Source organism: Methanolobus sp. WCC5 (genome assembly GCF_045690325.1).
Classification (GTDB): Archaea; Halobacteriota; Methanosarcinia; order Methanosarcinales; family Methanosarcinaceae; genus Methanolobus.
Map to the genome: position 1 here is coordinate 425,993 of NZ_CP146981.1, position 12,176 is coordinate 438,168.

A 12,176-nucleotide genomic window follows, 5' to 3' on the forward strand; every position below is an offset into this window, starting at 1 on the left:
ATCATGCCCGGTGGAATAACTCCTATCAACTGGATGGTCTCCGGAGGAAATCAGACAAAAGATGATAAGTATATCTTATTCCAAATAGGGTCACAAAACCACCTGTTCCTGTCACATCAGGTTATAATTGATATGTATTTATAATTCATATGTATCTGTGTGTTCCCAGGTTGCATATATACGTACAGGCCATAAGTAAAGGAAATCAAGAAACAGCTAAGCAGTAATTTGTTGACGGATTATGAAAACCAGGAGTGATCAAAATGAGTGATTATGAATTAAGCGACGTTGAAATTAAAATCCTGGATGACTGGATAATGTCAAATATACTTCCACAAAAAGCATCAAAAAAGAATTACACCAGTTATGCACTCAAGAATTTGTTTGAAGAATCACAGGATGGTTTCTTTATTACTAACAAGCAGTTCAAAGAAGCAATGGTCAGATGTAATTTCTCACCAGTGAACAAAAACAAATTAAACTGGGATTTTAGGGTTTCCCTGAAAGCTGAGTCCTGATCCAAGATATTCTTTAAACGGTAACAGACAGTGAATTTTAATAAGCAGCATAGGAATAGGTAAGCCTGCATTCAGGTTGGTGCTAATGGAAGAGTGCGATTCTTTGAAGGCATCAATTGTTGTTGCAGGAACAGGTTGCTTTAGTATTCTTTCTGAATACTCCAAATAATCTTTGAATATACCTGCTGCCATATCACATGGGAACAGCAGCAGTACATCAGGCTTATTACAGATGTTGAATGGGAACATCCGGCACAGGGCAGGTCTGCTATCATACACACTACATCTGTCAGATCCCAGAAAGGGACATGGAGGACAGATCTTATAATGATGCTCTTCGTCCTCATTACAGGATTCTATCCAATCGGCCTTATCCTTATATTCAGGGGTCTGCCTTAACGTTTCAAGATCATTTTCATCCATTTTGATATCTGCTATTTTGCAGCATATCGCAGGACACGTAGATGGACATGTATAATATGAAAGTATCTCCTGAACAGTTTCAAAGAAAGGCAGATCACAAAAACTTCTTTTCCTATACATAAATAAAAATGTCAATGGTCTTCTATATGAATGTTTCCACTTCCTTTCATCAGGCAGCTCTGATGGGTGGGGATGAACCAAAGCAGGAACATTATGATTTTTAAATTTTCTCAAATAAACAGAAGTTAAGCTTATTTTAATATCATAATAATTTATTTTTTAAATTATTATAAAAAATTTCATCAAATCTTTTTTTGTCTTTCATTCCTTCAGAAAAAACGACTGCATCGTTTGGAGTCCGATGAACACATCGTAAACAAAATTCACAATTAATTTTATTAAACCTGGGAGGCTTAAAACTATTATTCCAACAATATCTTGGACAATCAATCTTATTTCCATCCCATCTTTGAGTAAGAATTTTCAGATGAGGTACATAATTCTTATGGAATTGACGAGCAGCAAACATCTTATTTGGTATTCTATCAAACGGAACATACCACTTGTAAAATGGAATTTTGATTTTTGGATTCGAGATCATGTATAAAGAATCGATCTGTTTGACCGCATTATCAAGTTTGTTTTTAATATTCTTTTCATAATCAAACATAAATTTTATCCAGGAAGGGAGCAATAATACTCCATCAGAAGCAGGTCCTCTAAATCCGGCAGATCCTATTGTCTTTATGTTTTTTTGCAGCAATTCCTTTGCAAGCATCCTAAGATTATTTCCTTGATACAGTCCGTAAGTCGCAAAGAGAAAAACACTTTTTTGTTGAGATTGATATTCAATTTCATTCAAAAACCCGGATAATGTTTTTGAGGGATAACCATGATAGGTCGGAGTGCCTAAAATGATAAAATCATATTTTGATATAATATTAGGATTTGTCTTAATATCAATGTCCACTAAATCAACCTGATATTTTAGAATCTCAAGTTTATGCTTTAAAATTTCAGAAATTGTTCTTGTACTGCCTGAGCCTGAAAAATATAACAGTAGTATTTGTTTCTGTAGCATGGTAGTTCTTTTTCCCACTCTTAGTAAGACACCTTAGGATAGTTCTATATGCGGTTAGAATGCCTTTATTCGTTTCTATCTTAAGGTCCTATTCTCTCCAGTGTTCCGGTCTGTTTAATGAATCTGCACACACTACCGTACCTCTGACCTTGCTAAATCCTTCAGGGGTTAAAGCCTGTACCATCCAGGCATTTGCATCTTTCTCGGGTATGGGAAAAGGTGCAGTAAATCCCAGGCTTGCAGAATCGGGAATAAATCCGTGTCGTGGATAATATTCTTCATGCCCCAGAACAAAAACCATCTCAACTTCCATTTCTTTTAATTTCTTTAATCCTTCTGTTATCAGCATTCCTCCGATTCCCTGCCGTTGATGATCCGGTCTAACTGCCAGTGGGGCAAGGATATATATCGATGGAGAGGGGCCCTCAGCATCAATTGCTGCCCTGGTAAAAAGAATATGCCCAACGGCCTCGTCATCCTTGAAGGCCAGCAGTGATACTACCGGCTCTGCACTTTTGTCTGTTAAAAGCTGACCGACCAGATCCGCTACATCTTCAGAAGGAAATGCCTCTTTTTCAATTATCATTATGTCATTGAAGTCTGACCTGTTTGCTTCTCGAATATACATAATCTATTACACCATATCTATTATACCATGATTTTTCCTTATTATAAAGACAATGGTTACAGGCTCTGGATAAGAACGTATCAGAACAGATAATATTCAAAACTCAGGAATGTGCCAGTGTCAGGATACAGGAAGTTTCCATACTCCTGGCAGACTTTGCAGCACTATTGAAGTACTGACATCCCACAAAATGGAACAAAAGCAATATTTAGTAAACGTGGAATCCCGTATTCCTCTGCCAGGTCCAGTGAATTGAACAGTAGATCATCTTTACCTTGTTGACCTGAAACATATCTGTCATAAGATCTGTCATGAATGATTAATAGCTTGAATATTTAACTGAAAGTTTGTATTATAATGAGTTAAATGATTTTGTTTCGGTTGAATCTTGTTCAGTATCTTGTTGAGAAGAGGAAAAGTATTGATTTCACTAAGGCAATTATATACTAAGCACTCTGTTTACAAGGGGTTATTTGAAAGTATGAACATGGACAATGGCAATAAAAGGGAGTTGTCATCAGGACAACTTGAGGACCTGCTCCAGATCTTAAAAGCCCGTTTTGAGAAGAACATGAATCGCCATAAAGGTCTTGAATGGCCGGAAGTGCAGTCAAAGCTGGAAGCTGAAACCAATACTGAAAAACTGTGTTCGCTCAATGAAATGGAAAGGACTGGCGGTGAACCGGATGTTGTCGGTTATGATGAAAAGACGGCCGAATACATCTTTTATGATTGTTCGCCAGAAAGCCCTGTCGGTCGCAGAAATGTTTGTTACGACCGTGAAGCTCTGGAGTCAAGGAAAGAACATAAACCGGAAAACAGCGCAATTGATATGGCAGCTGCCATGGGCATTGAGATCCTGAGGGAAGAACAATACCGGAAGCTGCAGGAACTTGGAGAGTTCGACACGAGAACCTCGAGCTGGATAAAAACACCTCCTGATATCAGAGAACTCGGCGGCGCCCTCTTTGCAGACCGCCGCTATGATCATGTCTTCGTGTATCACAACAGTGCGCCCTCTTACTATGGTGTCAGGGGGTTCCGTGGTGAGTTGAGGGTCTGAATTTTACACAGGCAGCGAAGTAGAGGACTTTGAAAAGGAAAGCTCTTGATTTTATCAAGCCTGAATATGCATTGGGAAGGCAGGATCCAGAAGACATAAGGTAGAAGATACAGATTATATCTTGTGCAGACTGAAGAAGATGGGACCCTCTAAAACGACACTCCATTACATGAAGAAAAATGCTGAAGCAGACAAGCCTTTTAGCCTGTTTGCTCATGTCAGGTAGAAATAGGAAAGAGACAGATATTGCTCCTCATACAAAAAAGTGCTTGAACCTAAGGAATGAAATAAAAGAAATCAAAATTAGGATTTCTACAAAGCTAAATGTTATATTACTTCTGAGTCCATTAATATATGGGGGTTTAGCAATGGAAAAAATAGAAAAATATTTCTTTGCATTAGTAGGGTTGATCATTATTGTCCTTCTGGTAGTAGTCATTAGCATGATGAATGACCAGCAATCAAACTATGCCTATATGCCAGGTTATAATCAGCCAGGAGGCATGATGGGGCAGGGATTTTATGGTGAAGGCGGTATGATGGGCTCGGGTTATACTCAGCCAGGAGGCATGATGGGCTCAGGCTATGTTTACCCTTATGGTGTGAATCTTAAAACTAATTTTTCATCAAACGGCGAAACGATCTATTATACAGGATATAATGAAAGCGGACAGAAAATAGCTTTTTCCTACGGTCCCAACTGGCTATATGTTCATGGAGGAAGCTGCGTTAATTGCCATGGAGTTGATGGCAAAGGTGGTGTTCCGATAATGATGGCTTATGTGATTCCATCTGATATTACCTATGATTCGCTGACTTCCGGTGAACATGAAATGGAAGATGGAGATGAACATGAAGTCTATACTGATGAAAGTATCAAGGCAGCAATAAGGGATGGTGTTGATCCTTCAGGAAAAGGACTTGATCTTGCAATGCCCAGATGGAAAATGTCAGAAGAAGATTTGAACGATATTGTTGAGTATCTGAAAGAATTATAAATTTTTAAACACAAGTTCTATATTAAGGATTTTCCCCTTGATTCTTTTATTTTTCGTTTATTCATTTTAATTTTTGATATAACTGAATATAAAAATACAAATACTCAAAGATAATCCTTAAAATTATTTGCTACTCTCGTTTGACAGTCAAAGTATATAATACACAATATACAATATAGAAGCTCAGCTTATTAACATGAATTTTTAATTCTGGGGAAATCAAAATTTTATTTTTACGTTTCATAAAACCCTCCCCCAATACGTTTAAATGCTTTAGGAAAAGCACTATAAGTAGATATTAGATTGCACAGGAATATCTTTTTTGAAACTTTCATTCTAATCATTATTACTAATATGGATATGGATGAATTTTGTACAATATAGAGAGGATCCAAAAAAATGGACCTGTTATCATATGACAAGCAATGTTATCAAGATCGCGAGGTTTATGAGACTGCCGAAAATGGCATCTTTCCACGCGAGCACAGTCAAAAACAATGAATACGTAGCTGCAGCCAATAAACCGGTTTGCCACCAATCCTGATTCGAGAACATGCCGTAGGCGACTATTGAATAAACAACAGTTGCCACCAGCCAGGCAAACCCCAGTACATAGACCCCCCGATATCCGATATCCAGTGCACCGCCCAGAACTTTAGTGGAATAGTGCTCATGCAAACCGATCTTCCAGAAAGTGATAACACCGACCAGATGAATTAATCCATGCAGCAGGATGATCATTGCAGCTATTTTCAGTAACATAATATTCCTCCTGGGGATTATTTTTAATATGTTTTTATCAACGATAGATATAGTATTTTTGGGTAACCTGAATGGAAGAAAATAAGATTTTTAAAGTTTCCTGTCGAACTTTTTCAGCATATTCCGAATCGGCATATTCTGCCGTTATCAGAAAGTTGGTCGTTGGGGTTTCTTCTGAATTTTTAATTTCAAGGTTTAACATACAGATACTCGAAACCGGATTGTCATCTTCAGAGCGATAATCAACCCAGAATACAAAATCTTTGTAAATCAATGGTGACATCTGAGATGAGCGATAGTCACTTGTTTTTTAATTGCAGTTCTTTCCCTAAAGATAACTTATAAATTTGAATGTTATAGTGTTCTCCCTCTTTGTTGCGTTCATCCAAGTTCGAAGGATGTCACACCATATATCGATCCGAGTGGAAGTTCGGGTTCTCCGTTCTTATACATCCTTATTGTTTTGAAAACAATGGACATGCCCTCATCTTCTGCCATTGAGACTGCATCGTTGTTGGGCTCGGGGACATCAAGATAGAACCTGTCTTCTCCGGCAATGCTTTTAAGAGCATGGAATATCTTTCTTGCAGTATCTTTGTCATCTGCGAACAATGGTCCTATTTTATAGCCCTCAAAACATTTACGAATTACACCATATCCTTTGATGGTCTCTTTGTCCAACAGGGCAAAGGCACCACTTCCAGGTTGTTGTATCCATGAGCGGAGAAACTCAGGGCGTGGGCAGAAGAACTTTTTGCAGTCGTAATCTGACAGAGTATCGAAGGGAACATCCGAGATATCGATCACACCATCCGGTATATCACCTCCTCCTGTTCCTTCATAGCGCAGGTTACTGTAGAACGACCTGAATCCCATCCTTTCTTTGTATTTCAACTCATTTTCCAGAACACCGTCAATACCAATGATCTTCCTGTCAAGATAAGCAAGGCATGCATTTGTCAATGCCATTCCTATACCTTTTTCACGGTATTCAGGTCTTACAACATAAAAACCCATAAAACCAAAAGAGGCACCATAACTAACAGCAGATGCGCTTCCTATAAATTTTCCATCCATTTCGGCAACAAAGAATCCTTCCGGATCAGTATCATAGAAGATCCCTCCATCATGAATTCCTGGATTCCAGCCCTCAGAAGCAGCCATTTCAATTGCAAAAGAGACTTCTTCCCTTTTCATTTTCCTTATGATGATATTACTATTAGGTAAAATTTCATCCTTTTTATTTTCTGTTATGATCTCATCTCCCGATATTTCTCCTTCTCCTGGCCTCAAAATGGTATTTTTGTTTTGTTGAAATGAATCTTTAATTTGTTCCAATCTGATGATTTTATTTCATCATCTTTAGGAATAATAGATGATACTGCATCAAAAAAAAGCAAATGATCTCTCATCCATTTTTTTGGTGGTTTGGAATATGGATAGTGAAGACTATCAAAATATGCCATATGGATATTATTTACAATTATATATATACTAATATTTATCTTAATCCCTCTTTAAATTGATCTGCACGTTTATGATCAAAAGTTCCACAATTATGAGTATCTGTCCGCGAAGTTTTCAATTAACAACGACAATGATCAAAGGAAATTACTAATGGCTGGACTTGAAAGCATTATTATGAGTGTGGCAAAGAGACTAATAATCGGAGTGAGACTTTTAACTCTACAGTATATCGGTGCGATGAGTGCTTGAAAATCAAGCTTCAGTGATACCTGACCTGAGAAGATATCCTTGATATAAAAAAACAGTGCACTTTTTGTCTAAACTGCAAATCGCTTCTTACTTAGGTCCTATCTTATAATCATGCATACACTTCAGGTAACCCTTCCCCAGGTCTGTCAACTCAACCATTATCTGGACCCTGCCATCAACGATTACTTCAATCTGTCTGATGAGTCCATCCTTCTCCATTTCATCAAAGACCTTGTGAGTTTTGCCTTCAGAAGGATCAATTCCTAATTCTCTCCTGATATCAGCTCTTGTTTTTCCCATGATGTTGGCCAAGTGTTCCAGGATACCTTCTCTGATCTCGGTGGCTTTACTGGTTGGATCTTTCACTCAAATAGCTCCTTAAACGTTGTTCAATGGTTCATTGAACTATATTAATAAATAATTATCGAAGTAGTTTTTATTAAATGTTTTACATCGGAGGGGGGGTCAATAGGAAGGAAGTCATTAATATTGATGAGAAGGTCTTGACTTAAGTGTGAAACAATATGTATTTCAAATAGTAGCATCATCTGTGACATTCCTGATCCTTGTAGCCAGCACCTTGTTAATGCGATTCCCATCCATAGATACAACCTCGTATTTTATTCCTTTTACCTCAATCTGATTTCCAATATTGGGCATACGGTTAAGCATGAACATAATAAGCCCGGAAAGCGTATAGTAATATCCATCCTCCTCTTCAGGAAAGGAATCAAGAGATAATGTTTCCTTTACCTTTTGAATTGGTGTATCTCCATCGATAAGCCAGGAGCCGTCTTCCCGCATTACTATATGGGGTATCTGTACTGGTTCTCTAAAAGGTCTGATATCCCCTACGATTGCTTCAAGTATGTCATTGAGGGTAATGAGTCCTTGAATATTCCCGTACTCGTCAACTATTAAAGCTATATGTCCTTCTTTTTCCCTGAATTGTTCAAGGAGTTTAAGCGCTAGCAGGGTCTCAGGGACGAAAAGTGGTTTTTTCATATCTTTTTTAATGTCAATGGTATCTGATCCCACCAGATTTGACATGACGGTCTTTGCGGAAACTATGCCTACAATGTTGTCAAAGACTTTATCATAGACAGGAAAATATGAATGACCATTTTCTATCATTTTCTTAAGATTCAAATCAACTTTGTCTCCTAGGTTCAAAGCGATTATCTCATTTCGATGTGTCATCAGAGATCCAATACGAAGGTCACCGACCTTAAGTACACCTTTGATCATGCTTAGTTCAGCCCTCTCGAACACCCCTTCTTTTGTTCCTTTCTCAAGCATGATCCTGATGTCTTCTTCTGTGATCAAGGGTTCATAATCCTTTGGAACTTTAAGAAGCCTTAGTACGGCATCAGTTGAAGCACTTAGAATAATCACCAGAGGTCTTGCTATGGAGGAAAGCATTATCATAGGTTTTGCTACTCTGGAAGCAATTGCTTCTGCCCTGTAGATAGCAATTCTTTTTGGAATAAGTTCTCCAACTATCAATGTGAGGTAAGTGACCATGCACACCACAATAACAATTCCAATTGCATAACTATATGGAGCCAGAGCAGGGAACTGTGCGAAATAGGAGGAAAGGTTCCTTGCTATAGTTGCTCCTCCAAATACACCTGCAAATATCCCTATCAGAGTAATTCCTATCTGGATGGTCGAAAGAAAAGGTGTCAAATCCTTTAAGATTTCAAGTGCTTGTGCTGCTCCCTCATCTCCTTTATGTGCCTTCTGCCTTAAGCGTATCCTTCTTGCTGAAACAAGAGCAAATTCAGACATCGCAAAAACACCATTGAGCAATATCAAAATGATAATGAAGATTATTTCAAGAGTATAATTCATTATGTAAGAAATATGGAACAGCTAATTTTTAAGCTTATTTGATGATTACAAAGTTAAATTCAGTAAAACGAATATTATTTGGATCATTAAAATGATCATAGAATTTATATAATAATTAGTAGAGTTGTAGAACTCTACTAATTATCAGAGTTTGACTGAAATTCCTTTGACTGAAATTCAAATGTCAGTTGCCTGCTTTGATTTTTCTTTGTAGTAATCAAATATCTCTTTTGCCAATTGGATTGCACTGTCGCTTGAACAGATCATTGTTTCATTATCGTAGTCACCCTCCAGGGTTAATAACCAAAACATAACCTTTTCATCAGTTAGTACAAAGGATCCGAACTCTATTTCATCTGGATAGAGATAAACGTGGATTCTTTTGATTTCTATTATATCTGCAAGATCCAGATAATACTCCTGTATCATTTTCTCATAAAGTTTTTCTGAAACGATGAGCGATACCTGTGTATCATCTTTGATAATTTCTGTAAGAATTGACTTGAAATCAGGCGATAAGAAATTGGTTAGTATTAGCAGATCTTTTGTTTTCTTAGCCTCATCCAGAAAATATTCATCCTGATCCAATGTTTGCGATTTTGATAATTGTATTTGAGTACAGTTTTTAAAATCAGATATCCTTTCAGAAAGTTTAGATGGAATGAAGTCAAGCTTATGGCTTCTCCAGTAATCATTATCATTTTCCATGTCTTCACATCCTTCTTATTAAGTATATTGTTTTATTTTAATATGTCATAAATAGTGACAATAAATAAGTAGTTCTGAGTCAAAATGTTCTATCAAATTATTTCACTTCAAACGGATGACACTAACTCTCATTTTACTGACATCGCAGATTCAGGCTCTTTATCAGTTAATTCAACGTTGATGGCATCTTTTGGCAGCTTGATGATTTTGGTTATCGTTGTTGTTGTTGATTGGACATTATACTCTGTGCCGTCTCTTTCTGCCTCAAATCCCTTGCGTGGATTCTCATAGGTCACTTTCATCCCGTAAGTTTTATTCCCCATTTTGTTAACGAATATGTCAGGACCCTGGGTACTTTTCAATTCACCGGGAATATAGAAACGTTTAGCTTTATCTACCGGCTCCTCAGTAGCTTTGCTTGGAACTTCATATGTCAGCCAGTATGTCTTTGTTTCTGCTTGATACTTCTCAGTGGTTTCTTTATATGCCATAGTAAAACACCTCATACATAATCGGGTTTTTGCCCTATGGAGTACTCATCACCGCCATGTTTGTTTTCATTGGCAACATTTGTGGTCTTTTTATATTCTTCCCAGGCTCTTTTCTGGGCACTTTCCAGTTTACCTTTGTCCTTGAGCTTTTTAGCAATACCTGTTGGATTATCCGGAGAAAGGAGTACTACAAGATATCTGCTTCTTCTTTTGAGCTCTGTTACCATGTCTCTTGAATCGGCATTCCTGATCTCTTTTCGAATCTCCTTATTGATCTCCGTAATATCTTCTACATTATTCACTTCCTGGTAAATCTGATCTGCCATAATACTCCCCCTTTTTAATTTAGAAATTGTTCTTATAAAGTTGTTATCCTAAACCAAATTGATTTTTGGAACTTGCAATTTTAGTTTATTCGTCCACATCTTTTGAAAAAATAAATGAACTTGCTAATTCAATTGAAGACGAGTCAGTGAAAGATCATTTAAAGGAATTCCTGGAAATTAGAATCCTGGAAACAAAACATGATTTTGTTATATTTGATTCAAAGACTTTCTTCCTTGATATTGAAGATCAGATTAATACAGGTACCAGTCCCGGTATGACTCAAATTAACGATCAGTCATATACAAAGCGTTTCAAGGCTAAGTTCGACGAGCTCTGGACTAAGGGAAAGCGATTCGATTTCATATGAACTGGTCTGGGTTATGAGTTCTTATCGATACCCGCTCAAGTTTTATTATGAATTCGTTTTTTTTAGGGATAAATGTAACGACTTCACCAGAACATTATGATAAAAGCCACGATTCCGATCATTATACCGTTCTGCATCATCAGGGATACAAACATGATCTTCACTCCAAGCCTGGGGCTGAATATACCTGCATAGTATGGCAGCATGCTCTTTATCCTGGGAACACTGGCCAGAATCCTTCCAATAATAAGGGCAAGTATAACATCCTTTGATGTAAGCATCCCTTCCGTTAGAAGATTACCGGCTATGGTATAGGCAGCTATGTTACTGGCAAACCATCCGGCTACGATGGGCAAACCCTCAGCAGGTACATATCGGATCAGGAAAGAGTTGCTCATCGCGGATGATGCCCAATCAAATATACCGGTCTCCATGAGCTGGAAAACAATTATAGACACCACTGTCATGGTGAAGACTATCTTTTTCAGGGATGATACTGATCGTTTAGAGGCCCTTTTGAGTGCCTGCCTGAAAAGGATCTTCTCAATGTTTGCATGGATCTCCCCGTGGGGTTTGGGTTCCAGGAGAACACGGGCAGCAACCAGAGCTATCAATGTCTTCAGAAAACCGATAAGCACCACTATACCCAGATAGATAAGGCCGGTGCTGCCAAGCAGCACGACAATCACTGGCAGCAGATCCCTTGAGAGCACTATGCTTGATGGGAACGAGTTGACCATTGTAGCGATGATGGTTTCCTTTCTATCGATGTACTTATTATCATGCAGCTTTGCTATCATGGAATTTCCCGCAGCAGATGAGCCAAAGGATGTGAGAAAACTCACACCGATCTCCTCCCTGAGATTGCCAAAACGCATCACAGGGGATGCAAGGAAACCCAGTTTTTTAACCCATCCCATTTCCACGAGAATATCCATTATAATGGTCCCTACTACGATGGGAGGGATGACCTTAATGAGATAATCAAAAGATAAGTACAGAGCATCGATCCACATTTGACTCCCATATTCTCTCATACAAGATAAGAGTTTTAGTAGATCCAGTTCGAGTAGAATTAAAAGAATATTTTTTTCGTCTAATATAACAACCAGTGTTTTTTCAAAAAGTTCGGTTTTTTGAGCTTACCCATCAATACCTAAAAAAATGCGGGGATATAGGTAACGTCAAAAAACCGAACTTTTGTTTAAAATGTATATTGTTCACTATTTCTTTAGCTAGA

General features: G+C 37.8%; 16 protein-coding genes. 4 read left to right on the top strand and 12 right to left on the bottom strand.

The annotated features are described in order from the left end of the window. The first annotated feature begins 263 nt into the window (after positions 1–263). Positions 264–518: a hypothetical protein gene (locus V7O64_RS02090; protein ID WP_407356383.1), complete on the top strand. Its 255-nt coding sequence runs from the start codon at positions 264–266 to the stop codon at positions 516–518. Here V7O64_RS02090 and V7O64_RS02095 read toward each other — a convergent pair. The 3 genes from V7O64_RS02095 to V7O64_RS02105 form a co-directional block, all read right to left on the bottom strand. Then, complete coding sequence (locus tag V7O64_RS02095; RefSeq protein ID WP_407356384.1) at positions 477–1,175, bottom strand: YkgJ family cysteine cluster protein; 699 nt, start codon at positions 1,173–1,175, stop codon at positions 477–479. The genes V7O64_RS02090 and V7O64_RS02095 overlap by 42 nt on opposite strands. Positions 1,176–1,203: 28 nt before the next feature. Continuing rightward, complete coding sequence (locus V7O64_RS02100) at positions 1,204–2,040, bottom strand: flavodoxin family protein (RefSeq protein ID WP_407356385.1); 837 nt, start codon at positions 2,038–2,040, stop codon at positions 1,204–1,206. 70 nt (positions 2,041–2,110) lie between these two features. Continuing rightward, complete coding sequence (locus V7O64_RS02105; protein WP_407356386.1) at positions 2,111–2,650, bottom strand: GNAT family N-acetyltransferase; 540 nt, start codon at positions 2,648–2,650, stop codon at positions 2,111–2,113. 481 nt (positions 2,651–3,131) lie between these two features. Between V7O64_RS02105 and V7O64_RS02110 the strand changes: the two genes are divergently transcribed. Next, positions 3,132–3,713: a DUF4256 domain-containing protein gene (locus tag V7O64_RS02110; RefSeq protein ID WP_407356387.1), complete on the top strand. Its 582-nt coding sequence runs from the start codon at positions 3,132–3,134 to the stop codon at positions 3,711–3,713. Positions 3,714–3,928: 215 nt separating this feature from the next. After that, positions 3,929–4,711, top strand: a complete 783-nt coding sequence (locus V7O64_RS02115) for a c-type cytochrome (RefSeq protein WP_407356388.1) — start codon at positions 3,929–3,931, stop codon at positions 4,709–4,711. 411 nt (positions 4,712–5,122) lie between these two features. Here the strand turns inward: V7O64_RS02115 and V7O64_RS02120 are convergent, their stop codons facing one another. The 8 genes from V7O64_RS02120 to V7O64_RS02155 form a co-directional block, all read right to left on the bottom strand. Continuing rightward, positions 5,123–5,473 carry a hypothetical protein gene (locus V7O64_RS02120; RefSeq protein WP_407356389.1) on the bottom strand — a complete coding sequence of 117 codons (351 nt, stop codon included), beginning with the start codon at positions 5,471–5,473 and terminating at the stop codon, positions 5,123–5,125. Between the two features lie 381 nt (positions 5,474–5,854). Beyond that, on the bottom strand, positions 5,855–6,670 hold the full coding sequence (locus V7O64_RS02125; RefSeq protein ID WP_407356390.1) for a GNAT family N-acetyltransferase: 816 nt from the start codon (positions 6,668–6,670) through the stop codon (positions 5,855–5,857). A 92-nt stretch (positions 6,671–6,762) separates the two neighbouring features. Further along, on the bottom strand, positions 6,763–6,939 hold the full coding sequence (locus V7O64_RS02130) for a hypothetical protein (RefSeq protein ID WP_407356391.1): 177 nt from the start codon (positions 6,937–6,939) through the stop codon (positions 6,763–6,765). A gap of 337 nt (positions 6,940–7,276) precedes the next feature. Further along, positions 7,277–7,555, bottom strand: a complete 279-nt coding sequence (locus V7O64_RS02135; protein WP_407356392.1) for a MarR family transcriptional regulator — start codon at positions 7,553–7,555, stop codon at positions 7,277–7,279. A gap of 165 nt (positions 7,556–7,720) precedes the next feature. Then, on the bottom strand, positions 7,721–9,043 hold the full coding sequence (locus tag V7O64_RS02140) for a hemolysin family protein (protein ID WP_407356393.1): 1,323 nt from the start codon (positions 9,041–9,043) through the stop codon (positions 7,721–7,723). A 177-nt stretch (positions 9,044–9,220) separates the two neighbouring features. Continuing rightward, complete coding sequence (locus tag V7O64_RS02145) at positions 9,221–9,751, bottom strand: helix-turn-helix transcriptional regulator (protein WP_407356394.1); 531 nt, start codon at positions 9,749–9,751, stop codon at positions 9,221–9,223. A gap of 128 nt (positions 9,752–9,879) precedes the next feature. After that, positions 9,880–10,242 (bottom strand): hypothetical protein, encoded by a 363-nt coding sequence (locus V7O64_RS02150; RefSeq protein WP_407356395.1) that lies wholly within the window; start codon positions 10,240–10,242, stop codon positions 9,880–9,882. 11 nt (positions 10,243–10,253) lie between these two features. Beyond that, positions 10,254–10,568 (bottom strand): hypothetical protein, encoded by a 315-nt coding sequence (locus tag V7O64_RS02155; RefSeq protein ID WP_407356396.1) that lies wholly within the window; start codon positions 10,566–10,568, stop codon positions 10,254–10,256. Between the two features lie 65 nt (positions 10,569–10,633). Between V7O64_RS02155 and V7O64_RS02160 the strand changes: the two genes are divergently transcribed. Then, positions 10,634–10,936: a hypothetical protein gene (locus V7O64_RS02160; RefSeq protein WP_407356397.1), complete on the top strand. Its 303-nt coding sequence runs from the start codon at positions 10,634–10,636 to the stop codon at positions 10,934–10,936. A gap of 83 nt (positions 10,937–11,019) precedes the next feature. Here V7O64_RS02160 and V7O64_RS02165 read toward each other — a convergent pair whose 3' ends face one another. Beyond that, entirely contained in the window at positions 11,020–11,952 is a 933-nt protein-coding gene (locus tag V7O64_RS02165) for a nucleoside recognition domain-containing protein (protein WP_407356398.1), read from the bottom strand. Between the last annotated feature and the right edge of the window lie 224 nt (positions 11,953–12,176).

Excerpts from the sequence above, each read along its gene's own strand:
- V7O64_RS02130 (WP_407356391.1), bottom strand. The coding sequence starts at position 6,939 with ATGGCATATTTTGATAGTCTTCACTATCCATATTCCAAACCACCAAAA.
- V7O64_RS02120 (WP_407356389.1), bottom strand. The coding sequence starts at position 5,473 with ATGTTACTGAAAATAGCTGCAATGATCATCCTGCTGCATGGATTAATT.
- V7O64_RS02155 (WP_407356396.1), bottom strand. The coding sequence starts at position 10,568 with ATGGCAGATCAGATTTACCAGGAAGTGAATAATGTAGAAGATATTACG.
- V7O64_RS02110 (WP_407356387.1), top strand. The coding sequence starts at position 3,132 with ATGAACATGGACAATGGCAATAAAAGGGAGTTGTCATCAGGACAACTT.
- V7O64_RS02140 (WP_407356393.1), bottom strand. The coding sequence starts at position 9,043 with ATGAATTATACTCTTGAAATAATCTTCATTATCATTTTGATATTGCTC.
- V7O64_RS02165 (WP_407356398.1), bottom strand. The coding sequence starts at position 11,952 with ATGTGGATCGATGCTCTGTACTTATCTTTTGATTATCTCATTAAGGTC.
- V7O64_RS02115 (WP_407356388.1), top strand. The coding sequence starts at position 3,929 with ATGTCAGGTAGAAATAGGAAAGAGACAGATATTGCTCCTCATACAAAA.
- V7O64_RS02150 (WP_407356395.1), bottom strand. The coding sequence starts at position 10,242 with ATGGCATATAAAGAAACCACTGAGAAGTATCAAGCAGAAACAAAGACA.
- V7O64_RS02125 (WP_407356390.1), bottom strand. The coding sequence starts at position 6,670 with ATGAAAAGGGAAGAAGTCTCTTTTGCAATTGAAATGGCTGCTTCTGAG.
- V7O64_RS02105 (WP_407356386.1), bottom strand. The coding sequence starts at position 2,650 with ATGTATATTCGAGAAGCAAACAGGTCAGACTTCAATGACATAATGATA.
- V7O64_RS02145 (WP_407356394.1), bottom strand. The coding sequence starts at position 9,751 with ATGGAAAATGATAATGATTACTGGAGAAGCCATAAGCTTGACTTCATT.
- V7O64_RS02090 (WP_407356383.1), top strand. The coding sequence starts at position 264 with ATGAGTGATTATGAATTAAGCGACGTTGAAATTAAAATCCTGGATGAC.